Origin of the sequence: Sphingobacterium sp. UBA1498, assembly GCF_002325125.1 — a bacterium.
Lineage (GTDB): Bacteria > Bacteroidota > Bacteroidia > Sphingobacteriales > Sphingobacteriaceae > Sphingobacterium.
Map to the genome: position 1 here is coordinate 151,012 of NZ_DCRG01000026.1, position 22,899 is coordinate 173,910.

Annotated in this window: 20 protein-coding genes; 11 read left to right on the forward strand and 9 right to left on the reverse strand. The window is 39.1% G+C overall.

The window, feature by feature from the left end; translation table 11 throughout:
* Positions 1-8: 8 nt before the first annotated feature.
* Positions 9-713: a DsbA family oxidoreductase gene (locus tag B3139_RS15760; RefSeq protein WP_293884537.1), complete on the reverse strand. Its 705-nt coding sequence runs from the start codon at positions 711-713 to the stop codon at positions 9-11.
* 108 nt (positions 714-821) lie between these two features.
* On the opposite strand from B3139_RS15760, the gene B3139_RS15765 reads away from it, so the two are divergent.
* Positions 822-1,634: a patatin-like phospholipase family protein gene (locus B3139_RS15765; protein ID WP_209579158.1), complete on the forward strand. Its 813-nt coding sequence runs from the start codon at positions 822-824 to the stop codon at positions 1,632-1,634.
* A 94-nt stretch (positions 1,635-1,728) separates the two neighbouring features.
* Here B3139_RS15765 and B3139_RS15770 read toward each other — a convergent pair whose 3' ends face one another.
* Positions 1,729-2,643, reverse strand: a complete 915-nt coding sequence (locus B3139_RS15770; RefSeq protein WP_293884538.1) for a glycerophosphodiester phosphodiesterase family protein — start codon at positions 2,641-2,643, stop codon at positions 1,729-1,731.
* A 376-nt stretch (positions 2,644-3,019) separates the two neighbouring features.
* On the opposite strand from B3139_RS15770, the gene topA reads away from it, so the two are divergent.
* Genes topA through cmk form a run of 3 tightly spaced genes read left to right on the forward strand, consistent with a single transcriptional unit; the run spans position 3,020 to position 6,530 of the window.
* Complete coding sequence (gene topA / locus B3139_RS15775) at positions 3,020-5,419, forward strand: type I DNA topoisomerase (RefSeq protein ID WP_293884539.1); 2,400 nt, start codon at positions 3,020-3,022, stop codon at positions 5,417-5,419.
* Positions 5,420-5,421: 2 nt separating this feature from the next.
* A complete protein-coding gene (locus B3139_RS15780; protein WP_293884540.1) occupies positions 5,422-5,835 on the forward strand; it encodes a hypothetical protein in 414 nt (137 codons plus the stop codon).
* Positions 5,835-6,530: a (d)CMP kinase gene (cmk, locus tag B3139_RS15785; protein WP_209579162.1), complete on the forward strand. Its 696-nt coding sequence runs from the start codon at positions 5,835-5,837 to the stop codon at positions 6,528-6,530. Before B3139_RS15780 ends, cmk begins: the two co-directional genes overlap by 1 nt.
* A gap of 65 nt (positions 6,531-6,595) precedes the next feature.
* Here cmk and B3139_RS15790 read toward each other — a convergent pair whose 3' ends face one another.
* The 4 genes from B3139_RS15790 to B3139_RS15805 form a co-directional block, all read right to left on the reverse strand.
* Positions 6,596-6,889 (reverse strand): hypothetical protein, encoded by a 294-nt coding sequence (locus B3139_RS15790; protein WP_293884541.1) that lies wholly within the window; start codon positions 6,887-6,889, stop codon positions 6,596-6,598.
* Positions 6,890-7,054: 165 nt separating this feature from the next.
* Positions 7,055-8,254, reverse strand: a complete 1,200-nt coding sequence (locus B3139_RS15795; RefSeq protein ID WP_293884542.1) for a pyridoxal phosphate-dependent aminotransferase — start codon at positions 8,252-8,254, stop codon at positions 7,055-7,057.
* Positions 8,255-8,352: 98 nt separating this feature from the next.
* Positions 8,353-8,727 (reverse strand): DUF1573 domain-containing protein, encoded by a 375-nt coding sequence (locus B3139_RS15800; RefSeq protein ID WP_293884543.1) that lies wholly within the window; start codon positions 8,725-8,727, stop codon positions 8,353-8,355.
* Between the two features lie 98 nt (positions 8,728-8,825).
* Positions 8,826-9,791 (reverse strand): KpsF/GutQ family sugar-phosphate isomerase, encoded by a 966-nt coding sequence (locus B3139_RS15805; RefSeq protein ID WP_293884544.1) that lies wholly within the window; start codon positions 9,789-9,791, stop codon positions 8,826-8,828.
* 101 nt (positions 9,792-9,892) lie between these two features.
* Between B3139_RS15805 and recQ the strand changes: the two genes are divergently transcribed.
* From recQ to B3139_RS15820, 3 genes are all read left to right on the forward strand, one after another.
* On the forward strand, positions 9,893-12,082 hold the full coding sequence (gene recQ / locus B3139_RS15810) for a DNA helicase RecQ (protein WP_293884545.1): 2,190 nt from the start codon (positions 9,893-9,895) through the stop codon (positions 12,080-12,082).
* 14 nt (positions 12,083-12,096) lie between these two features.
* Complete coding sequence (gene kdsA, locus B3139_RS15815) at positions 12,097-12,912, forward strand: 3-deoxy-8-phosphooctulonate synthase (RefSeq protein WP_209579168.1); 816 nt, start codon at positions 12,097-12,099, stop codon at positions 12,910-12,912.
* Positions 12,913-12,996: 84 nt separating this feature from the next.
* Entirely contained in the window at positions 12,997-14,097 is a 1,101-nt protein-coding gene (locus B3139_RS15820) for an SGNH/GDSL hydrolase family protein (protein WP_293884546.1), read from the forward strand.
* A gap of 44 nt (positions 14,098-14,141) precedes the next feature.
* Here B3139_RS15820 and B3139_RS15825 read toward each other — a convergent pair whose 3' ends face one another.
* Both B3139_RS15825 and B3139_RS15830 read right to left on the reverse strand, forming a co-directional pair.
* A complete protein-coding gene (locus B3139_RS15825) occupies positions 14,142-15,440 on the reverse strand; it encodes a DEAD/DEAH box helicase (protein ID WP_293884547.1) in 1,299 nt (432 codons plus the stop codon).
* Positions 15,441-15,493: 53 nt separating this feature from the next.
* Positions 15,494-15,826, reverse strand: a complete 333-nt coding sequence (locus tag B3139_RS15830) for a DMT family transporter (RefSeq protein ID WP_409530115.1) — start codon at positions 15,824-15,826, stop codon at positions 15,494-15,496.
* A gap of 151 nt (positions 15,827-15,977) precedes the next feature.
* On the opposite strand from B3139_RS15830, the gene B3139_RS15835 reads away from it, so the two are divergent.
* From B3139_RS15835 to B3139_RS15850, 4 genes are all read left to right on the forward strand, one after another.
* Positions 15,978-18,224 (forward strand): sensor histidine kinase, encoded by a 2,247-nt coding sequence (locus B3139_RS15835; protein ID WP_293884549.1) that lies wholly within the window; start codon positions 15,978-15,980, stop codon positions 18,222-18,224.
* An 11-nt stretch (positions 18,225-18,235) separates the two neighbouring features.
* Entirely contained in the window at positions 18,236-18,868 is a 633-nt protein-coding gene (locus B3139_RS15840) for a response regulator (RefSeq protein WP_293884550.1), read from the forward strand.
* A 326-nt stretch (positions 18,869-19,194) separates the two neighbouring features.
* Positions 19,195-20,475 (forward strand): hypothetical protein, encoded by a 1,281-nt coding sequence (locus tag B3139_RS15845; protein ID WP_293884551.1) that lies wholly within the window; start codon positions 19,195-19,197, stop codon positions 20,473-20,475.
* Positions 20,476-20,539: 64 nt separating this feature from the next.
* Entirely contained in the window at positions 20,540-21,544 is a 1,005-nt protein-coding gene (locus B3139_RS15850) for a YihY/virulence factor BrkB family protein (protein ID WP_293884552.1), read from the forward strand.
* Between the two features lie 185 nt (positions 21,545-21,729).
* Here B3139_RS15850 and B3139_RS15855 read toward each other — a convergent pair whose 3' ends face one another.
* Positions 21,730-22,890: a Gfo/Idh/MocA family protein gene (locus B3139_RS15855; RefSeq protein ID WP_293884553.1), complete on the reverse strand. Its 1,161-nt coding sequence runs from the start codon at positions 22,888-22,890 to the stop codon at positions 21,730-21,732.
* Positions 22,891-22,899 lie beyond the last annotated feature (9 nt).

A 22,899-nucleotide genomic window follows, 5' to 3' on the forward strand; every position in this document is an offset into this window, starting at 1 on the left:
TTCTTTGTTTATTCACATTTTCCTGTTTCAGGATCACATGAAGGGCCTTCTTCACCTCTTTGTTGCAGCGGAGCAGATTGGCTTGCTAAGCATTCATTTATGGTATTATGAAAAACTTCCATGGGCTGTGCTCCGGGGATGGCATATTTTCGGTCGAATACAAAGAAGGGAACTCCCCGCAGTCCTAAGTTAACGCCTTCTTGGATATCTTGCGCAACATCGTAAGCAAACTCATCCGATTCGAGCAAGTTTTGAATTGCATGAGCAGGAAGTTCGTATTGAGTCGCAATATGGGTAAGAACCTGGTTGTCATTAATATTTAGACCGTCTGTAAAATGCGCTTTAAACAACGCTTTCTTAATTGGCGTACCTTTTTGGTAGCCTTGGGCAAAATGGATCAGGCGATGCGCTTTTCGTGTATTTACGACAACGGCTTTGTCAAAATTCAGGGCAATTCCCAGCTCCCTTCCCTGTGCACTGAGTTGTGATGTCATTGCAACCACATCATCTATACTCATTCCTTTCGTTTGTACGAGATAGTCATAAGTAGGTATTGCCGGTGCATCTTCGGGATAGTCGGGGTTAAGCTGATAAGATTTCCAGATAATTTCAGCCGCAGGCTTATTTGCGGATTCCTGAAGTGCCATTTCGAGCTTTGTCAGACCAATATAACAAAATGGACAAATGATGTCCGACCAAATTTCTATTTTCATATTTCTTTTTTTACTGCGTATATTGTAATCAAAAATACATATAATAACGATGATAATCTGTTTACATTGTTTTTCGAATGTCAACAGATTATTATTTAATGTTTATCCATGTTAGAGAAATCTTTTTTGAATCGTAAAGTTACTCTCGTCCTGGGCGGCGGCGGTGCTAGAGGACTGGTACATATTGGCATCATCAGGCGGTTGGAAGAGCTTGGTTTTGAGATAAATGAGGTTGTTGGATGCTCTATAGGTGCACTCGTTGGCGGAATTTATGCGCAAGGAAAGATGGATCTTTTAGAAGATTGGATGCTTCGGTTGACGAAGAAGTCGGTCTTTAACATGATGGATTTTAGCTGGAGAGGATTGGGCATGATGAAGGGGGTAAAGGTGTTCAACGCATTAAAGTCCGTCATCCCTGATGGTAATATAGAGACATTTCCAATTTTGTTCAAAGCTGTGGCTACGGATCTCAATTACGAAAAGGAGGTCGTATTGGATTTTGGGAGCATGTATGATGCTATTCGGGCTTCCATCGCCATCCCGGCAGTGTTTACGGCGGTGGAAGAAAACAAGCATGTGTATGTGGACGGTGGTGTACTGAATCCATTACCCATAAATCATGTGACAAGGAAAGAAAATTTAATCATTGCGGTTAATCTTGAATCGAAACCGGACAAACAATATTCTGTCATCAAAAAACTCGATCCGAAGACGTCAAATTCATTGGATATCCTGCAGGCGTCTTACTATGTGATGCGCAGGAAAATGAGTCAGATGATAGTCGACTTGTATCGCCCGGACGTCGTTGTTGACATACCTTATAATATCTGTAATTTGTGGGATTATCATCGGACTGAATTTCTGGTTCAAAAAGGAAAGGATTATATAGAGCAGGCGCTAAAAGAAACAACGTCCGGGTAAAATAAATTTTAATCCGGACGTTGTTTTGTTCAATGGTGAAGATCGTTGAGCGCTCAATTTTTTGAGTATTTTATGCGAGCATTCGATCTGTTTATTAAAACAAATTGGGATAATCGCTGATGATGCCATCCACTTTCATCGTTTTTAATTGCTCTATTTCTTCTTTGGTATTGACCGTCCAAGGAATTACTTTGATGCCAGCCTTATGGCATTGTTTAATATAATCGTTTGTCACGGTTTTATATTGCGGGCTTATAATATAGGGTGTAAAACCGAGCTCCGTAATTGTTTGTTGGACATTTTTGCGTTCGTCTCCATCAATGAGGTAGGACACCCTGATCTGGGGGTAAGCCTTGTGTAGGTATTTAATTGCTCTACTGTCAAATGACTGAATGATGGTTCTTGTTGCGATTTTTTTATCGGTGATAACCTGAATGATTAGGTCGACAAACTCTTCTACTCGAGGATGCAAGATACCATCTTTACCGTCTTTACTTTTAACCTCGATGTTGTAGAAAATCGGAGCGTTTCTTTTGTGTTGAGCATATGCTTCGGTACTATCAATAAGATCCGACAGTTTTGCGATACGTGTAACTTGTTTTTTCTGTTGCGGAAATGCTTTGTAAAATTTAGATCCAATATCATATTTAATCAAATCTCGATAAAGCATGTTATAAACTTTTAAAGGTTTATCTTTTTCTGAAATTTCAGCACCGTTGGGTTTCAATACAAATTGGGGATTGAGATAGTCATCGTGAAAAACGATCACTTTGCGATCTTTGGTGATATGGCAATCCATTTCTAACGTGGTCACTTTTTCGATGTCTATCGCGTTTTTCATTGCAGCGATAGACCCTTCAGGATAGAGTCCCCGGCCCCCCCGATGGGCTTCCAAACTTAGTTTAGGGAAATTGTCTGAGTTTGCTTTTACAGACTCTTTCCTGGCTGAACAAGATACAAATGGTAATAATGTGCCCAAAATGGCAAATTTCAGAAAACTACTTTTCATTGTCTATCATATTTAAAAGAATAGGGAAGGTTTTTGTATTGCCCTTTCGAAGGTGCAAATATACGGATATATCTTATTTTTTATGTCTTTTAGATCGCTCAGAAATTTCGTTTTGCAGGTGTTTAACACATTTTTTGAAGCTAATTAGGTTGGAACAAATCTGTTTTATCAGCGGTTGGTGGAATCGTAATATTTGATGGTAGCAAATTGCTGTAATGCGGTCTGTTATTTGTATTGGTCGAATAGGGGAATGAGGCCTTTGCTTTCAGCGGGATTTGGCGATTATCGTTATGAAATCTATTTTTTTTGTCTTTTTTGCAATAAATTATTGCCATTCCTTTCAGAATTGCCTTTATTTGCACAAATCTCAAATTAGATGGCGAAAAATTTATTGATAGTTGAGTCTCCAGCGAAAGCGAAAACGATAGAAGGATATTTAGGAAAGGATTTTTTGGTTAAGTCGAGTTATGGACATATTCGCGACTTGGTGAAAACCGATGATGCGATTAACACCGAAAATAATTTCGAACAAAAGTATGAAGTTCCATCCGATAAAAAGGCTGTTGTAAGTGAACTGAAGAAATTGGCTAAAGCTGCTGAAACTGTTTGGCTAGCATCCGATGAGGACCGCGAAGGAGAAGCGATTTCATGGCATTTATTTGAGACATTAGGATTGAAAGATGAGAGTACGAAAAGAATCGTTTTTCATGAAATTACGAAGCCAGCTATTCTAAAGGCTATTGACAATCCTCGTAAAATAGACTATAACCTTGTTAACGCTCAGCAGGCACGGCGCGTGTTGGATCGGTTGGTTGGTTTCGAGTTATCTCCAGTTCTTTGGAAGAAAGTTAAACCTTCATTGTCTGCAGGACGAGTACAATCTGTTGCAGTCCGTTTAATTGTTGATCGTGAACGTGAGATCAATAAATTTGAGCCAGAGGCTGCCTTTAAGATTGTAGCGTTCTTTCATACTGGAAAAGTTAAAGATAGTTTCAAAGCTGAGCTTCCACAGCGTTTTGCTACGGAAGCGGAGGCTACCAAATTTTTGGAAGATTGTAAATCAGCCTTGTTTTCTGTCAAAAATTTAGAAACAAAACCTGCCAAACGTTCGCCATCGGCTCCGTTTACAACGTCAACATTACAGCAGGAAGCCAGTAGAAAACTTGGATTTTCTGTAGCGCGCACAATGCAGGTCGCTCAAAGGCTATATGAGTCAGGACGGATTACCTATATGCGTACCGATTCTGTCAATTTAAGCGATACGGCAATTGAGGCGGCTGAAAAAGAAATTAAATCTGCTTACGGTAACCAATATCATAAGGTCAGAAAATATAAAACGAAGACATCGGGTGCACAGGAGGCACACGAAGCTATCCGTCCGACCTATTTTTCCGAGCATACCATCGATGGAGATGCTTCTGAGAAGAGGTTGTACGAACTTATTTGGAAAAGAGCTATCGCATCGCAAATGAGTGAGGCTGAGTTTGAACGTACGTTGGCAAAGATTTCCATATCAACGCGCTCAGAGGATTTGAGTGCTTCGGGAGAGGTAATGAAGTTTGATGGATTTCTAAAAGTTTATATGGAATCTTTGGATGACGATCAGGAAAATACTGTGGATGAAGATAGTGATAATGCTATCCTTCCACCGTTAACTGCGGGTCAACCATTGACTTTGAAAAGTATGTCAGCAACGGAGCGGTTTACACGCCCTCCTGCACGATATACAGAAGCTGGTTTGGTGAAAAAATTGGAGGAATTAGGGATTGGTCGTCCTTCAACATATGCACCTACTATTTCCACAATTCAAAATCGCGGTTATGTCGTGAAAGAAGAGCGTGAAGGTAAATCGCGTGATTACCGTGTACTGACATTGAAGGATGCTGAATTAACGGCAGTCACAAAAACCGAAATTACTGGTGCTGAGAAAGGAAAAATGTTCCCAACGGATATCGGTGTTGTGGTGAATGATTTTTTGGTTGAACATTTCAATGGCATTGTAGATTTTCACTTTACGGCTAATGTCGAAAAAGAGTTTGATGATATTGCGCATGGTTTGACGGAATGGACAAAAATGTTGCATGATTTCTATGGACCATTTCATTCTGAAGTAGAGGATACTTTAGAAAATGCTGATCGTGCGAATAATGAGCGTGAACTTGGTGTCGATCCGGTTTCGGGAAAACCCGTTTCGGTTCGTATCGGTAAGTTTGGTCCATTGGTACAGATTGGTTCTCCGGACGACGAGGAGAAGCCCCGCTTTGCTTCTTTACGTAAAGGACAGATGATTGAAACCATCACTTTTGAGGATGCCATGGAGCTCTTTAAATTGCCTAAAAAAGTTGGTTTATTTGAGGATAAGGAGATGACTGTTGCGGTGGGTCGATTTGGACCTTATATCCGGCACAATTCGGCTTTTTATTCTATACCGAAAGGTTTGGATCCTTTGGACGTGACTGAGGAAGAAGCAATACAGATTATTAAAGACAAGCGTCAAAAAGATATAGAAAAAGTCATTCGCGTATTTGATGAAAATGAGGAAGCTCAAATTGAGCAGGGCAGATGGGGGCCATTCATTCGTTTTGGTAAGCAAAATTTGAAAATCCCGAAAGGGATGGAAATTGAAAAAATAACGTATGCTGATGTGTTGAAATGGGCTGAGGCTGATGCACCGAAAGGTAAAGCTACTAAAGCAAAAGCAACAGAAAAGAAAAGCGTAGCTAAAAAAGCTCCCGCGAAGAAGGCTCCGGCTAAGAAAACTACAAAGTCTAAATAAGGATGAAAGCAGATTTGCCTGAAAATATTGTCAAAGACATTATGATCGCCGTTGTTTTGGAAGGCGAGACCGTAGAGACAAAAAACTGGACCGTTTATGTAATTAATGATAAGAACATCGCAATTCAGAATGTGTTGATCAGCTCAAAAGGCTATGGCGAAAAGGATGGACGTCAGGTTACTACCACTACTTTACGCCATTTTATAGGAAATATAGCCGCTAAATCTTTTGATCGTGTGGAAGCAATAGACGAGCAGGTTTTTGGTTTGACAAACGAATATTGGGTGAGTTTCTATATCGACAACATCATTTACGATAAGAAATACATTTTCTTGCCCGAAAGCATAGTAGATGGCAACCTGATGAAAGTTCCGTTGGTGAATAAGCCGGGTGTAATTATAGGAGGAAACGAATAATGAGTGGGCGTCACAATTTCATTATCGCAATAGACGGATTTTCATCGTGTGGTAAAAGCACATTAGCCAAATCTTTAGCAAAGAAACTGAAATTTGCGTTTATTGACAGCGGTGCAATGTATAGAGCCGTTACGCTCTATTTTATCCGTCATAACATCGCCCTGGATGACCAGGCAACTATTGAAAGCGCGCTGAAAGATATCCATATCGATTTTATACCCAATGCAATAAAGACGGAAATTCATTTAAATGATGAGGATATCTCTGAAGAGATTCGTCAGATGTATATTTCGGATAAAGTGAGTGATGTGAGCGCAATTAAAGCTGTTCGCGTGGCGATGGTTGCGCAGCAGCAAAAGCTAGGAAGCAGAAGGAACATTATTATGGATGGCCGCGATATAGGGACTACCGTTTTTCCCGATGCTGATCTCAAGATTTTTATGACAGCTGATCCTAAAGTTCGGGCTGCGAGGCGTTACCTTGAATTAACCGAAAAAGGGGAAGATGTGACTTTAGAAGAAGTCGTTGAAAATTTAGCAACCCGTGACCGTATCGACAGTACTCGCGCAGAAAGTCCATTACGGCAAGCAGAAGATGCAATTGTATTGGATAATTCCAATTTAACACCTGAGCAGCAATTGCAATTTGTTGAAGAAGAATATTTGAAAGCGAGAGCTGCAAAAACTCAAGCATAGAAGAAAAAAAGGGGGGAGATTTATAAATTTCCCCCCTTTTTTTCTTCTATGTGTTTTTAATTTTACTATTTCACACTATTGATTTGCTGTTGTTCTAATAATTTACTCACATTATTTTTTTCTCCGAATTCCTCTGTTTGATCTTGAAATGATTCCAGAAGAGCTTTTATAGCATCCGAATTGTCTGCTGTACGTTGATAGATATCAGGAATTGTCTTTTCAATATTTTTATCGCCTAGCTCGATGTTATCAACTTCGATTTTGCCTATTTTTTCTAAAACAGCTTGTTGACTATTCCGGACATCTTCTAATTCTCTTGCTATTTTTTCCATCAATTGGAATTTCTTCAATTTATCCATATGCAATATCTTTTAGTTACTACAATAAGAACAAGGTGCTTCAAAAATTTGTTTTGTTTTTTTTAAAAAAGGACACGGGGCATTTTTTTAAATGAATGAAAATATGGCTAAAGAAAAAGGCGAACCATAGCTGGTCCGCCTTTCCTACTTGCTTTAATTTCGTTATTAATTTGTTCGTCCTGGATAAACTTCAAGTGCTTTTTCTAAACAAATCAAGGCATTATTAAGATCAACTTGATTAAGCACGTAGGCGAGTCTCACTTCATTTATACCAGCTCCCTCTGTGCTATAGAAACCCGTAGCTGGAGCCATCATGACTGTTTCATTGTTATACGAAAATTCTTCCAGCATCCATTGGCAGAATCTGTCTGCATTGTCAATTGGTAGTTTGGCGACGACGTAAAATGCTCCTCCAGGATTTGGGGAATAGACCCCTTCAATGGCATTCAGTCCTTTCACAAGGGTATCTCTTCGCGCTGTATATTCCTTCGACACAGCTTCAAAATAGCTGCCGGGTGTATCAACAGCTGCTTCACCTGCAATCTGTCCTTCCAAAGAAGGGCTTAAGCGAGCTTGAGCAAATTTAAGTGCCGTTTGGTATAGTTCTTTATTTTTTGTAATGATACATCCAATACGGGCACCGCATGCAGAGTAACGTTTTGATACCGTATCGAAGATAACGACATTATTTTCGAGCCCTTCCAAGTGCATTGGAGAAATAAACTCTCTACCGTCATAGCAGAATTCGCGATACGCTTCATCCGAGAAAAGGTAAAGATCATATTTTAAGCAAAGCTCGCGTAAAGCCTCTAGTTCGGCTCTGGAATAAAGATAACCCGTAGGGTTATTTGGGTTGCAGATACAGATCGCTTTGGTTTTGGACGTAATTACTTTTTCAAACTCGGCGATAGAAGGGAGGGCAAATCCGCTTTCGATGTATGACATGATAGGTTTGATCACAACATCTGAGGAGCAGGCAAAACCGTTATAATTCGCGTAGAACGGCTCTGGAATAATAATTTCTTCGCCTTCATTCAAGCAGGCCTGCATTGCGATCGTAATGGCTTCCGAGCCACCGTTTGTTACCAATATATCTGTAGGCTCGATATTATAATTCAGTTTATTATAATATTCAGCTAATTTGTTCCGATACGAGGCAGTACCTTCAGATGGCGTGTAGGCCCATACTTTGAACTCAATATTTTTCAAAGCATTAAGCATAACTTCAGGCGTCTGGATATCAGGCTGTCCGATATTAAGGTGGTATATCTTCTTACCTTCTTTTTTTGCTTGATCAGCATACGGCGTCAGTTTTCTGATTGGTGACGCAGGCATATTAAGCCCCTTTTCTGATAGTACTGGCATTATAGTTTTTTTAAAATTAGTCGTGCAAATTTAACCAAAATAAAACGAAAAAAGCCACATCATGATGTGGCTTTTTTCGTTTTATATTTCTAGTATTATTATTCCACTATACCCTTAATATAGAGCGTCTTTACAGGAGTCTTGGTATTTGACTGTACTGTAAAGCTCTTTGTGAATGGAGCTTTGGCAGCTGCGTTATATGTCACTTTGATGGTGCCACTTTCACCCGGTTTAATCGGGGTTTTTGTGAATTCTGCCACAGAACAACCACAAGTCGGCACAACGTTTGAAATGATAATTGGCTCACTACCAGTATTTGAAAATTTGAAATTATACGAAACGGGTGTGCCTGCTGGTATTTTTCCAAAATCGTGGGTTTCTTTTTCGAACTTAAATTCCCCTTGGCCGGCCTGCATAGACGAAAAACCGATAAAGGAAATGATCATTGCTAAAATTGTTATATACTTTTTCATGCTTCTAAGATATTACTTTATGATTAAAATAGAACAACTGATATGCCAAATGTAGTATTTATTGCCAATTAATCTCCTATCTAACAACTTTATTACAGTTATATTATCCCTTCTTTAAGTAGGTCCTGAATATGAATAACGCCGGCATAATAATTTTTGTCGGATACCAATAGCTGCGTGATGTTATTTTCACGCATAATATGAAGGGCATTTGCCGCAAGTTCATTTTTATCAATGATTTTGGGTGATTTTCCCATAATGTCTCCGGCGGTAATTCTCGCTAGATCGTTATGTTTTTCCAACATTCGTCGTATATCGCCGTCGGTGATAATGCCAACAATACGGTCTTCGTCCAGTACAGCCACGGCACCCAGTCTAAACTGTGTAATGGTAATGATAATATCGCTGACAGTAGCCTGTTGTTGGACGCTAGGTTTTCCGTTCTGATCAGACAGGTCGCCCACCCTTAAGTACAATTTTTTGCCTAATGCTCCTCCAGGATGGTATTTGGCAAAATCTCTGTCCGTGAAATCGCGGCATTCCTGTAATACAACAGCAAGTGCATCACCCATGGCTAATTGTGCAGTTGTACTCGAGGTAGGGGCCAGATTGTTGGGACATGCTTCTTTTTCGACTGTGGTGTTCAAGATGTAGTCGGCATTTTTTGCCAAATAGGATTCCGTATTTCCAACCAAAGCAATCAGTACATTTTTCGTTTGCTTTAAAAAGGGGACCAACACTTTAATCTCAGGTGTGTTACCGCTTTTGGAGATGGCAATAATTAAATCATTTTGCTGGATGATCCCGAGATCGCCATGAATAGCATCAGCTGCATGCATGAAGATGGATGGTGTTCCAGTGGAATTTAACGTTGCTACGATCTTCTGTGCAATAATAGCACTTTTGCCAATCCCGGTAACGACAACTCTTCCCTGCAGATTTAATATGCGATTAACAATGGTAACAAAATCATCATCAATATATTGGGCTAAGGCAGCTACTGCTTTGGCTTCTTCTTGAATAGCTTGAATAGCTATATTTTTTATTTCGTAGTTGTTTTTCACAAAAAATACTCTTACTTTTATGTATTAGAATAGATTGCAAAAATAGATTATTTTTCAAGATTATTTCTTCATTTATCTATCTTATTTTTGCCCAAGGCGCAATGGAAATAGAAAAATCACTTTTCGACAATTTACAAGATTTTTTTGGTTTTGATACTTTTAAAGGAGATCAAGAGGCTATTATAACGAGTATTCTTCAACGAAGAGACACGTTTGTAATTATGCCGACCGGTGGGGGAAAATCAATTTGCTACCAACTTCCTGCACTCATGAGTGAGGGGACCGCAATTGTTATCTCTCCGCTGATAGCTTTAATGAAAAACCAAGTAGATCAACTTCGTGCATTCGGTGGCGAAGACAGTATCGCTCATTTTTTGAATTCTTCTTTAAATAAGAGTGAGATTACCAGGGTTAAGGATGATGTGGTCGCTGGAAAAACCAAGTTGCTGTATGTTGCTCCTGAATCGCTTGCCAAGCAAGAAAATTTGGAGTTTTTACATCAGATAAAAGTATCCTTTGTTGCTGTTGATGAAGCGCATTGTATTTCCGAATGGGGGCACGATTTCAGACCAGAATATCGTAAAATTCGCCAGGTAATTAATGAAATAGGGCCGAGTATTCCAATTATTGCGCTCACCGCCACGGCTACCCCGAAGGTACAGTCGGATATTCGTAAAAATTTACAGATGAATGATGCTGTTTTATTTAAATCATCATTTAATCGCAGTAATTTATATTATGAAGTAAGGCCAAAAAAAGATGTCGTTAAAGAGATTGTTCGTTTTATCAAAACAAAATCCGGGAAAACTGGCATCGTTTACTGCTTAAGCCGTAAGAAAGTGGAGGAGATTAGTGAAGTTTTAAACTTAAACGGGATTAAAGCTTTACCTTACCACGCGGGCTTAGATGCTAAAACCCGAGCGGATACGCAAGATAAATTTCTGATGGAGGATGTTGAAGTGATTGTGGCGACAATTGCTTTCGGTATGGGAATTGACAAACCGGATGTTCGCTATGTGATTCATCACGATATCCCTAAATCAATGGAAGGATATTACCAGGAAACTGGGCGTGCTGGACGTGATGGGGGAGATGGTTACTGTTTGGCTTTTTACTCCGAAAAGGACGTAGAAAAACTCACTAAGTTTATGAAAGATAAACCTGTGGCTGAACGGGAGATTGGTACACAGATTTTAAAAGAAGTTATCGATTATTCCGAGTCTGCTGTTTGTCGTCGTAAGCAGATCCTTCATTATTTCGGAGAAAATTTCGATGAACAAGGTTGTAATAACATGTGCGATAACTGTCGTTCCGCGAAGGAATATTTTGAGGCAGAGGAATCGTTGCGTGATGTACTGGGATTTATTCAGGAACAGGGAGAGAAGTTTGACGATCATCATGTGATTAACGTGATGATGGGACAAAATAATCAACCGGTGTCATCCTATAAGCATGATGAGCATCGCTTATTTGGAAAGGGGAAAGACAAAGGCGTTATCTATTGGAAGTCTTTGGTCAGACAGGCTGTTCTCGATAATTTTATTGAAAAAGATATTGATCATTATGGTCTTTTAAAATTGACGGATATTGGCAGGCATTATATAACCAATCCTTATCAGCTAAAATTTGTCATAAATCGTCCTATAGAGGGTAGCGACCATACAAATTCGGACGATGCTGGGCATGGTACAGGAGCTTTAGATACCGTATTGTTGGGCATGTTGAAAGACCTGCGTAAGAAAATAGCAAAGGGAAAAGCTTTACCTCCATTTGTCATTTTTCAGGATCCTTCGCTCGAAGAAATGTGTACGCATTACCCAATTAGCATCGATGAATTGAAACAAATTCAGGGTGTCGGCAATGGCAAAGCGATCAAATTTGGGCCGCCCTTTATTGCCTTGATCAAAGAGTACGTTGAGGAAAATGAAATTGACAGACCTGTGGACCTTGTCATTAAGAGTACAGCGAATAAATCCGCGTTAAAGGTATCTATCATTCAAAATATTGATCGTAAAATAGCTTTGGATGATATTGCTTCGGCTAAGGGGATTACTTATGAGGAAATATTGAAGGAAATTGAAACCATCGTAAATGCGGGTACTAAAATAAATATCAATTATTTTATTGACGAGATTATTGATGAGGATCGTCAGGATGAGGTGTACGACTATTTTAAGACGGCGGAGACTGATTCAATTAACAATGCATTGAAAGAACTTGGAGGCGATGACTATAGCTATGAGGATCTCCAATTGATGCGGATAAAATTTTTATCAGAGCTTGGCAATTAATTTTTTATAATTATATGATTAACAAATACATTCCTGAAATTAAGAACGGGACATCGCAGAACTTCTTTTTAATGGCGGGACCTTGTGCGATTGAAGGAGAAGAAATCGCTTTGCGTATTGCTGAGAAGATTGTTACTATTACAGATAAACTTAATATTCCCTATATTTTTAAAGGGTCTTACCGTAAGGCTAATAGATCTCGCCTCGACTCGTTTATGGGTATCGGTGATGAAAAGGCGTTGAAAATTTTGGAAAAGGTTGGTAATACCTTTGGTGTTCCGACCGTGACGGATATTCATGAAAGCCATGAGGCAGAAATGGCTGCTGCATATGTTGATGTTCTTCAAATTCCAGCTTTTTTATGCCGCCAAACTGATTTGCTAGTTGCTGCCGCAAAGACAAATAAGGTCGTTAATGTAAAAAAGGGACAATTTTTAAGTGCCGGGTCAATGAAATTTGCAGTCGATAAAATTTTGGAATCAGGCAATGAAAAGGTTTTTTTAACTGATCGTGGCAACACATTTGGGTATCAGGATCTTATTGTAGATTATCGTGGAATTCCTGAAATGCGTGCTTTTAATGTGCCTACAGTAATGGACTGCACACATTCTTTGCAGCAGCCCAATCAGACTTCTGGTGTAACGGGAGGGAAGCCAGCTTTAATTGAAACAATAGCGAAAGCTGCAATCGCAGTGGGAGCTGACGGTCTTTTCATAGAGACCCATCCCGATCCAGCAAATGCGAAGTCTGATGGAGCGAATATGTTGCATTTGGATTTGCTTGAAGGTTTGATGGAAAAGCTGATACGGATTAGACAAGCTATTTTATAGTATAATAAATAAATCGCAACAAAAGGGGGCCAATAGGCTCCTTTTTTAATAATCAATTGTATCAAACTTAAAACTCGTTATTGTATGTTCCCAAGAATAGTGTTGACAGTATATTTACTGTTATCTTTTTCTGTTATCAAATCGCAGGAGAATTATCGTTGGTTTTCACCACTTGAAGATGGGCATGTACAGGGTAGATTGGCAAATCAGAAACTCTCTGCCTTCAACCGGCTTCCGGATCAATTGGAAAGTCAAGTACGAAAACCTGTATGGGAGCTAGGTAAGAACAGTGCGGGTTTCTATGTCGACTTTCAGACATCTTCTCCAGAGATTACTGTTCAGTATCCGGTGGCCGGCGGACTCAATATGCCACACATGCCAACAACTGCTGTCAGCGGCGTGGATCTTTATGCCTTTGATACAGCAAAAAAGGAATGGAAATGGGCATATGGCAACTATGATTTTTCGGACACCGTCTCTTATAAATGGAAGAATATCGGTCGTAATGAAAAGTTTAATTATCGCTTATATCTTCCATTATATAATACAGTTAAGTGGTTAAAAATCGGTATTCCAAGCACAGCCAAATTTTCATATACGCATACAACTCCAAAAAAGCCAATAGTCGTCTATGGAACATCAATTGGCCAGGGGGCCTGTACGAGTCGGCCGGGTTTGGCTTGGACCAATCAAGTTGGACGTGCATTTGATCACGAAGTAATAAACTTATGTTTCTCGGGAAATGGCCGATTGGAAAAGCCAATTTTGAATGTGATGAATAGCGTGGATGCGGCCTGTTTTGTACTGGATTGTATTCCCAATCTCGCTATTTCGAATTCTTTAACAGAAAAGCAGTTGGATTCTTTGTTGGTCTATGCGGTAACATTTTTAAGAAAAGAACATCCGACTACGCCTATTATTTTGACACAACACAGTTCTGGGAATATTGAACAGGTTTTTAATGAAGATAAAAATGATGAATATCAGCAAAGCAGCCGGGTACTGAAAGCCACGTTTAGCAAATTACAGTCAAAGGGTGTTCGCCAGCTTTTTTTGTTATCGAGTCAAGAGCTTAATTTGGATCTGAACTCTACGGTTGACTACGCGCATCCAAATGATGAAGGGATGGAAAGAATTGCAAATGCTTATATTAAGTTGTTGAGAAAAGTTTTAAATTACCACTAAGAAGGGAAGNNCTTCCCTTCTTAGTGGTAATTCTTTTTGAATTTCTATTTCTTTTTCATTTTCATGGTCATTTTCGCTTTTTCACCGCCGCCATAATTAAAAGTTTTGGCATTGCTTTCTTTCTTTTGGTGAAATGCTCCTCCACGAGAACTATCTGTCTGGTCTTCTTCCTTATTGACCTTTTTCTTCTTATCGGTGGTCGAGTTATATATGGAAACATCTTCGGGTAGCTCTAATATGTCCATCCTTTTACCAACGGCCTGTTCGATTTTTTTCACCATAGGTAATTCCAGGTCCGTAGCAAAAGTCAGTATTATCGTTTCTTCATTCTCTTCATTCTTGAGGAGGTGATTTAAGAATTGTTCCTTTTCATTTGGTAATTCAAATTGGAAAACGAACGGAATAGCGGAAAGATCGATATCATTTGTGTTTTCTCTCGCAATGATCAATACACGGGATAGACTATTTTCTTTGAAGTCTTCAATGGCTTCATAACCGAAATCGTCGTAAAATAATGGATTGAGTACTGCAATTTCTTCTTTATTGCTGCTGAATAAGTGGCTGGCTAATTTCTGGGCCGTAAGTTTGGTGTTTACAAAAACGACTACTTTCTGAAATACTTCTTTATCTTGCAGCAGATGATTTAATAAATTGATTTTCGTTGTGAAATTAGGGACATGATATACGAGCAAATCTAAGGTGTCAACAGTATCGTTTTCGAGTTCGTCTACCTCTATGACGGCATAATCTTCATTCATAAAATTCTCTACCATGTCATAAAGTTTCTGGTGTTCAACCGTACTGTACACGATATGTTGCACCTTACCACAGCTTTCTGCCAATTCGCGTACGGGTGTTTGCATCCCTTGTTTGATAATCTCTTCTGCATCATCGATAATTAACGTTTGAATTCGATTGAGATTTAATGCTAGTTTAAGATAAATCGCTCTAGCACGATTTGGCGTAGCTACAACAATGTCCTTTCCATCAACTAATTCTCCGATTTCCTCTTCCATACTGCCTGAAGCGCGTAATCCAATGATGCGAAGATCTCTATTTTTGCTTAGTTGGTGGAACTTTTCAACGATTTCGTCGATACGTTCTTCATTTGGCGCCAAGATCAAAAACTTTGGAGCTTCATCTGTTGTGAATTTCAACTTCATCAAGGTGGTTAAAACATAAGTTGTGGTTTTACCAGCTCCTTCAGGAGCGATGGCAATGACATCCTGTCCACCAAGAATTCTGGAAATGCACCTACTCTGAATTTCCTTTGGAGCCAGATAACCGAGTTCAGTCATCGTAGCAGTCAATCTTTTGCTAAGTTTTAGTTTCTCTAACGACACGTATCCTTTAATTTATGTAAGTTACAAAAATACAAATTTAGATCTTACATCAGCTAATGTGCTCCCATTTTTGAAAACAGATTGATAACGATGACTCCAGCGATGATTAAGACCATACCAACAATCGCTGCTGTATCGGGAATCTGTTTAAATAAAAACATACCCACCAGTGTAATCGCTACAATTCCAACTCCTGACCAAATTGCGTAGGATATACCCACAGGTAAATATTTCAGGGTGATACTTAAAAAGTAGAATGCAATGATATACCCAACAATACTGATAATAGTAGGTTTTATCAGGGTAAAGCCTTCAGACTTTTTGAGGAAAGTGGTTGCGAAGATCTCAGCAGCTATAGCAAGAAATAAATAGATATACTTCATTATAGCAAAGGTATGATTTTTTGTTTAGCAAGTCCCGTCTGATTTGCATATCGAGCGCATCCGTTTAACTTGTATGTGCGATAATTTATTGTGTATAAAGCTAAATTTATCTAAGTTTGGACTATTCACTTAGCTAGCTGCAACAATTGATTTTATGGGGTATGTTCAGAATATTTGGTATTCAATTCTAATATTTTTTCTTTTTCTGTGTCCATGTTGTGCTGTATTTGCGCAAGAACAGCTGCAGGAGTTAAAGAAATCGTATTACAATCTTCCTTTAGGAAGCAGAGAGCGGTTTGTACTGACGGGAAAATACGCACAGGCCCTGTATTTTAATAATGAGAAAGCCCTGGCTGGTCAACTACTCCATGACAATATTCAGTTGGCTAGAAACTATCCTGATAAGCAGTATTATGCTTACTTGAATTGTATTGCTGCGATGAATAGTTTTAATGATCATGCTTTTGAAAAATCGAGATTTTATTTGGAACATGCTAAATCTGTGCTTCCGATTGTCAATGAAAATGGAACAAAAGGATATGTATATTACTGTGATGGATGGATTATGACACGGCAGAATAGAGAAGATGAGGCCGTTGCCCAATTTCACAAAGCGATTTCTTATTTAGAGAAGGCACCGCAGACAGAGGCAAATATCGCTCGTAAATTGGCCGTTTATAAAGAGCTAACAGCAATCTACGCCAATCAGCGTAATTATGATTTTCAAGAAAAGTATACTTCATTATTGTTGGAAACGGCTAAAGCAGGTGGGAATGTCAATAGCTTATTTGATGCCTACATGCAAGCTGGTTATCTGTTTGAAGAACAGTACAGGTTAAATAAAGCGAATTTTGATCTATTGCGTAAAGCTGAACAACACTATCTTGATGCGTATAGCTTGGTGAACAAGAATGATAAACATCTTATCAATCCAACGGATCGAGCCTATGTTTCCGTTAATCTTGCAAATTTATACCACGAGTTTTATTCGGATAGTGGTGTTAAAAAAGCGATAGCCTACGCTAAGCAAGCTTTAGATATCGCTGCTGAAACTGGACAATATGCCATCACGATACCCGCTTATGGTATCCTCGCGGATGAAGCTTTCAAAGCTGGCGCTCGTGATGAAGGTAAGAAATACCTGCAAAAAGCTTTGGATAATCTTAATCGAGAGCCGCATTATGATTATCAGGTGGGGTTAAGTCTATTTAGCAGACTGGCTGAAGTAAGTGTTGAAGAAGGAAAATATAAAGAAGCGTTCAACTATCAAAAAAGCTATATTGATGTATTTGAAAAAGCTTTTAATTCGGATAAACTAGATAAGACCAAACAGCTGGAGCTGAAGTTTGAGCGAGAATTACAGAACCAAAAGTTAATGCGTCTTCGTTTGGAGGGAGAGAAAAAGGAACAGCAGATTAAGTTGATGAAAGCTTTGAATGACAGACAGCATCAACTGGTTGAGAATTTGAAATTGAATGAACTGAATCGTACCCAGCAGCTTAAAGTATTACAACTCGAAAGAGATAAAAAGGAGCAAGATTTGCAATTAAGCCGACTGGAAAATACACAACGTTTACAAGAGCTTGACGTGTCAAAAAAGAAAATTGCTTTTAAGTCGCGAATGAATTCGATTTATATTTGGTTATTTATTAGTTGTTTGGTTGTCATCGTTTTGCTTTTTTACGCCTATTGGCAGCGTTCCAATGCATTGAAACAGCGGGAGCATTTGCATCAATTAGAAATCGAAAAGAAAAATCAGCAACACGCGATTGAAAGCCTGACAGCAATGCTCGCTGGGGAAGAGAAGGAGCGGACACGCATTGCCCGTGACCTGCATGATGGGTTGGGTGGTTTACTGTCTAGTACGAAGTTAGGTTTATCGGAGCTTAATAAGGCTACTTTAGAAAAGGAATCCGTACAGGAAGGAATAGATCGAAGCATTGATCTGTTGGATGGGGCGGTAGATGAACTTCGTCGGCTTGCCCATAACCTTATGCCTGATCTAATTGTGAAATATGGTTTGAAGGAGACTTTAAGAGACTATGCGAGTCGTATGAGCCAGGTTACATGTCTCGTTGAATGCGAATTTCTACAATTTGAATCAACGTTGAGTACTGAACAGGAAATTTCTTTATATCGAATTATTCAGGAATTGGTCAATAACGCATTGAAGCATGCTAGTGCTTCCAATATTTTAATACAGCTTTCTTCACATAATGAGCGTTTACATATCACAATTGAAGATGATGGCAAGGGTTTTGATATAGAAAGTGTCGATTTGCAGCATGCAGCAGGAATGCATAATGTGCGTTCAAGACTTTCGTTTTTAAACGGCGAAATGAAGCTTATGTCTGATTACGGCTCGGGTACTACGATAGAGTTGGAAATACCCATGGTTTAACTTTTAGAAAAATGATAAAAATAGCGATTACAGACGATCATCCCTTGTTGCTTGAAGGATTGAAAAACATTATCAACGCGCATGAAGATTTTGAAGTTGTCGGCATGTATTCTAGCGCAACCGAGCTGTCGAAGAATATTGCTGTAGACATGCCAATGGTACTGCTCCTCGATATTAATCTACCGGACGCTAATGGAATAGATTTAGTTAAAGGCCTGAAAGAGAATAACAATGGTCTGAAAATAATCGCGTTTAGTGTACACAATGAATTTGCTGTCATCAATAGTATTCTAAACGAGGGAGCCGATGCCTATTTACAGAAAAATGCAAATGGCGATGAAATACTGACTGCTATTTCACATGTTATTGTTGGAAAGCGCTATATCTGTGAGAAAACCCAGACTATTTTGAATAAGAAATCGGAGATAGGGCTAAAGCAGGTGCCAAAATTGACACGTCGTGAAAAAGAAGTGCTCAGTTTCGTATCGAAAGGTATGACAACTAATCAAATTGCTGAATCTCTCTTTATCAGTTCGCACACAGTAGAAAGTCATCGCAAAAATCTAATGGAGAAATTTCAAACGAAGAGCGTTACTGCCGCTGTAAAATCTGCCCTGGAATATGGTTTAATTCGAGAATCTTAAATGGAATTACCAATTCCCTGATTTCAGGGGTGAAAAAAGCGCTATTTGATTGATATTTTTGATCTCGTTATTTTAAATCTCGCTATTTTTAGGTTGAACGTGTCAAACTCCAATATTGAAAACTAAACACATACTTTATGTCAAAAAGGCAAATAGTTTCATTAGCTGAATTGTAGGATTTTTATACTGAGTTTGCTTCAGCCATAAATAGTGTGGTATAGGTTTCTGTTGGCGTATCCAACGCGATAGATTTAATTCATTGGAAGACTAGGGTTCCCTTTTGACGGGTATTAGATAGGCAACTCACACTTATAGATTGAATCGATATGATAAAAAAGACAATAGTTTGGACGATAGGGATTGTTATACTTTTGATAATTACCGTATGGGGAATATACATACTCAGGCAGCAAGAGTCTTACAAATCATTGGTCCATAAAGAAAGTAAAGCATTATTAACGGTATCATTGGATGATATTTTGTTGAATCAGTTTTTTAATAAATGGAAGATATCACAAAAAGAAAGTTTGAATTTCGGCAAAAGGCTAAGTAAACTTCAAGATAATGGCATTGACATGAAAGCGAATGTCTTTCTTTTTACTTTGGAGGAACATCCAAAAAATTTTTATGCTTTTTTTCAGCTAAAGGATAAACAGCAATTCTTATTTTTTCTAAAAGAAGTCATACAAGTAGATTCTATCGAAAGAGGCGCCGATTCCGGGATGACGTATGCGTATGATCGGGCGAATAAAATGGCATTTTTGTGTAGAGGAAATGATTTATTGATTGGTGTAGGTTTTGATCTTGATAATAAGAAGGAAGAGATGCTGCAGCTCATTCAATCAAAAGGCGATATGGTGACTATCAAACAATTTATCGCCGATCCGAGCACACTTACCGGCCAATCGGTACGTTATAGTGATTTATCCACTAACAATTATGTTGAATTCACATTGAAAGGTGATCAAGTTGATGTTTATGGTGAATTTACCTCAAAAAATTGGAACTTTCCGAAAGAGTTCATTGTCAGGGAACTTGCATCGACACAATATATTGCAAAAGCTTGGGTCAATATCCCTACGAATCAACTGAAAAATAAACTAAAACAAGCGTTTGCAGAATTTCCGATGATGACCGATTCTCTTATCACACATTTGGACGGTAGTTATATTGATATTGAAATATTAAAAAATAAGGTAACTCAGACGGATACTATTGTCAATTATGCGGTTGATGAGAATTTCGAAACGGTCGAAGAGAAAACGCTATATAACACACTTGTTCCAGAAGTAAGAATTACCATGGGGGGAGATAGTAACCTCAATAAGTTTCTGCCAGATAAGCTGTTCTACCAATGGTTTAAAAAGCAAGATAGGGGATTCAGTATGTTGTCGACATCGCAAGACGTAAACAGACTAAACGGGAACTATAAGAAGACTGATGAGTTATCTCATGTTGCGATTCATCTGGCGGACTGGCCAAATGAAGTCAAAGTGTCGCCTATTTTAGGACTGAAAACCCTTGTTTCAGATCTCATCCTTAGTCTAAAAGTCGTAAAACAGGATCGATTGGTTCTGGAAGGTACTCTAAAAGACTATTCGCATTAAAACGTATAAAGGACAAACTTTCTCGACTACTTAATGGTTTGTTGTTGAGATAAAACGCGAAAATATGGATATCAGAACTAAGAGTAGCAGTAAAATAAAAACGTATTGGCGAATTTTGAAAAGTACTGTTGCGGGATTTCTCAATGAAGATTCAATGAAGTACAGTGCGTCACTATCTTATTATACGGTTTTCTCGATCGGTCCAATATTCGTTCTAATCATTGCCTTGGCTGGAATTTTTTATGGAGAGGATGCCATTGAGGGGAGAGTGTTTATGGAGTTACGCGGTTTTGTGGGGAATAGTGCTGCTAAGCAGATTCAGGAGGTTATTCAGAATTTACAATTGTCAGGAAAGTCAAATCTGGCATTGCTGATCAGTAGTGTTACCTTAATTTTAGGGGCAACAACAGTTTTTGGGGATATCCAAAATTCCATCAACAAGATTTGGCACGTACGCGCGAAGCCAAAGAAAGGTTGGTTAAAGTTAATTCAGGACAGACTTTTGTCTTCATCATTGGTTATAGGATTGGGATTCTTGCTGGTTGTTACACTTATTATTAATGGTGTGATTTTGGCATTAATGGATCAGCTGCAGCGTTATTTTCCAGATATGACAGTTATGTTAGTGAACGGGATTAACTTTGGTTTATCCTTTGGAACTATTTTTCTTTTGTTCAGTGTCATATTTAAAATACTGCCGGATGTCAATATTCACTGGCGAACGGTTCGTGCTGGCGCTTTATTTACCTCAATTTTATTTGTGGTAGGCAGGTACTTAATCGGGGTGTATTTAGAACATTCGGCTACACAAGATACTTATGGTGCAGCGGGCTCGTTTGTGTTGATCTTGTTATGGGTTTATTATACAGCCGCTATCTTATATTTTGGTGCTATTTATACCAGAGAATATGCGACTGTAATGGGTATTCCAATAGAACCTTCGCCATATGCTGTTCATCTCGAAACTCAGGAAATCGAACGAGATGTTGCTGAAATTCCTCCAGCTCCACTAACACAACAAGAACAAACTATAGTGATAGAGGAAGCTCCAAAGTATCCAAAAAAATAATAGCTGTTGAATAGAAACACTTCTATATACGCTGAGCAAAAATGGGACGAAGCGTATATGCAGGAAACTTTATTCAAATGAGTAGAACTATTTAAATCCGATGCGATAATCACAAGTGACTTCGCTAAAATAGCAACCAATGTGGTTTCCCCGCCTGCGGGGGACACCACATTGGTTCTTTTATTTTATTCACTTAGGAAGTCAGTCCACTTTTGTTCAGATTCTGCTGAAGCAAGTACAGTTGCTAAAAACTTCATGCCCCGGACACCATCACTTACGGTCGGGAAGTCAGTCTCTTCTTCTGTCGGAACTTTACCTTCCATGGACGCTAAAAGTGTAGTTGCGAAATTTCTATAGATATTGGCAAATGCTTCAATATATCCTTCTGGGTGACCAGCAGGTAAGCGTATATTATGTTGTGCGAGTGGTGAAAGGTATGGTTGGCCCGTTCTAAAAAGCTGAGTCGGCTGATTGATATGTTTGACGATTAGTGTATTGGCATCTTGTTGGTTCCATTCTAAACCGCCTTCCTCACCATATACTCTAATTTTTAAGGCATTTTCTTCTCCGGCAGCGACCTGCGAGGCAGATAACACTCCTGTTGCACCGTTTTCAAATCGAAGTAAAATATTGCCGTCGTCTTCCAGTTTTCTGCCGTCGACGAAAGTTTGTAAGTCGGCACACATTTTAGTTATTTTCAGGCCTGAGATATATTCTGCTAAATGTGCTGCGTGCGTTCCGATATCACCCATACATCCGCTTTTTCCACTTTTTTCGGGATCTGTGCGCCAGAATGCCAGTGAGAGGCCGTTTTCGATGAGTTTACTGAGCCAACCTTGTGGGTACTCAACCATAATCTTTCTGATTGGACCTAGTCGACCTTCCTTCACCAGTTGACGGGCCTGTTTTACCATTGGATAAGCGGAGTATGTGTATGTCACACAGAGTGTTAATCCGGTTTCTTCCACTTTTTCTTGAAGTAAACTTGCTTGTTCAAGTGTTAAAGTCATCGGTTTTTCGAGGACGACATGAAAGCCATGGTCTAAAGCCATCATTGCCGGTTCAAAATGAGCAAAGTTAGGGGTGACGATGCTGACGAAGTCCATGCGTTCTTGCGCAGGGCGCTTGCTTTCTTGGAAGATCATTTCCTGATAACTTCCATAACTTCTTTCTTTTGGAAGTCCCAAAAGTAATCCAGATTCTTTTGCAACAATAGGATCAGAGTTTAGCGCTCCACAACATAATTCAATATGGCCGTCGATTCCGGCCGCCATACGGTGAACAGCACCAATAAAAGCATTTTTTCCTCCGCCTATCATACCCATTTTAAGTTTTGTAGTGCTCATAAAGTTAAA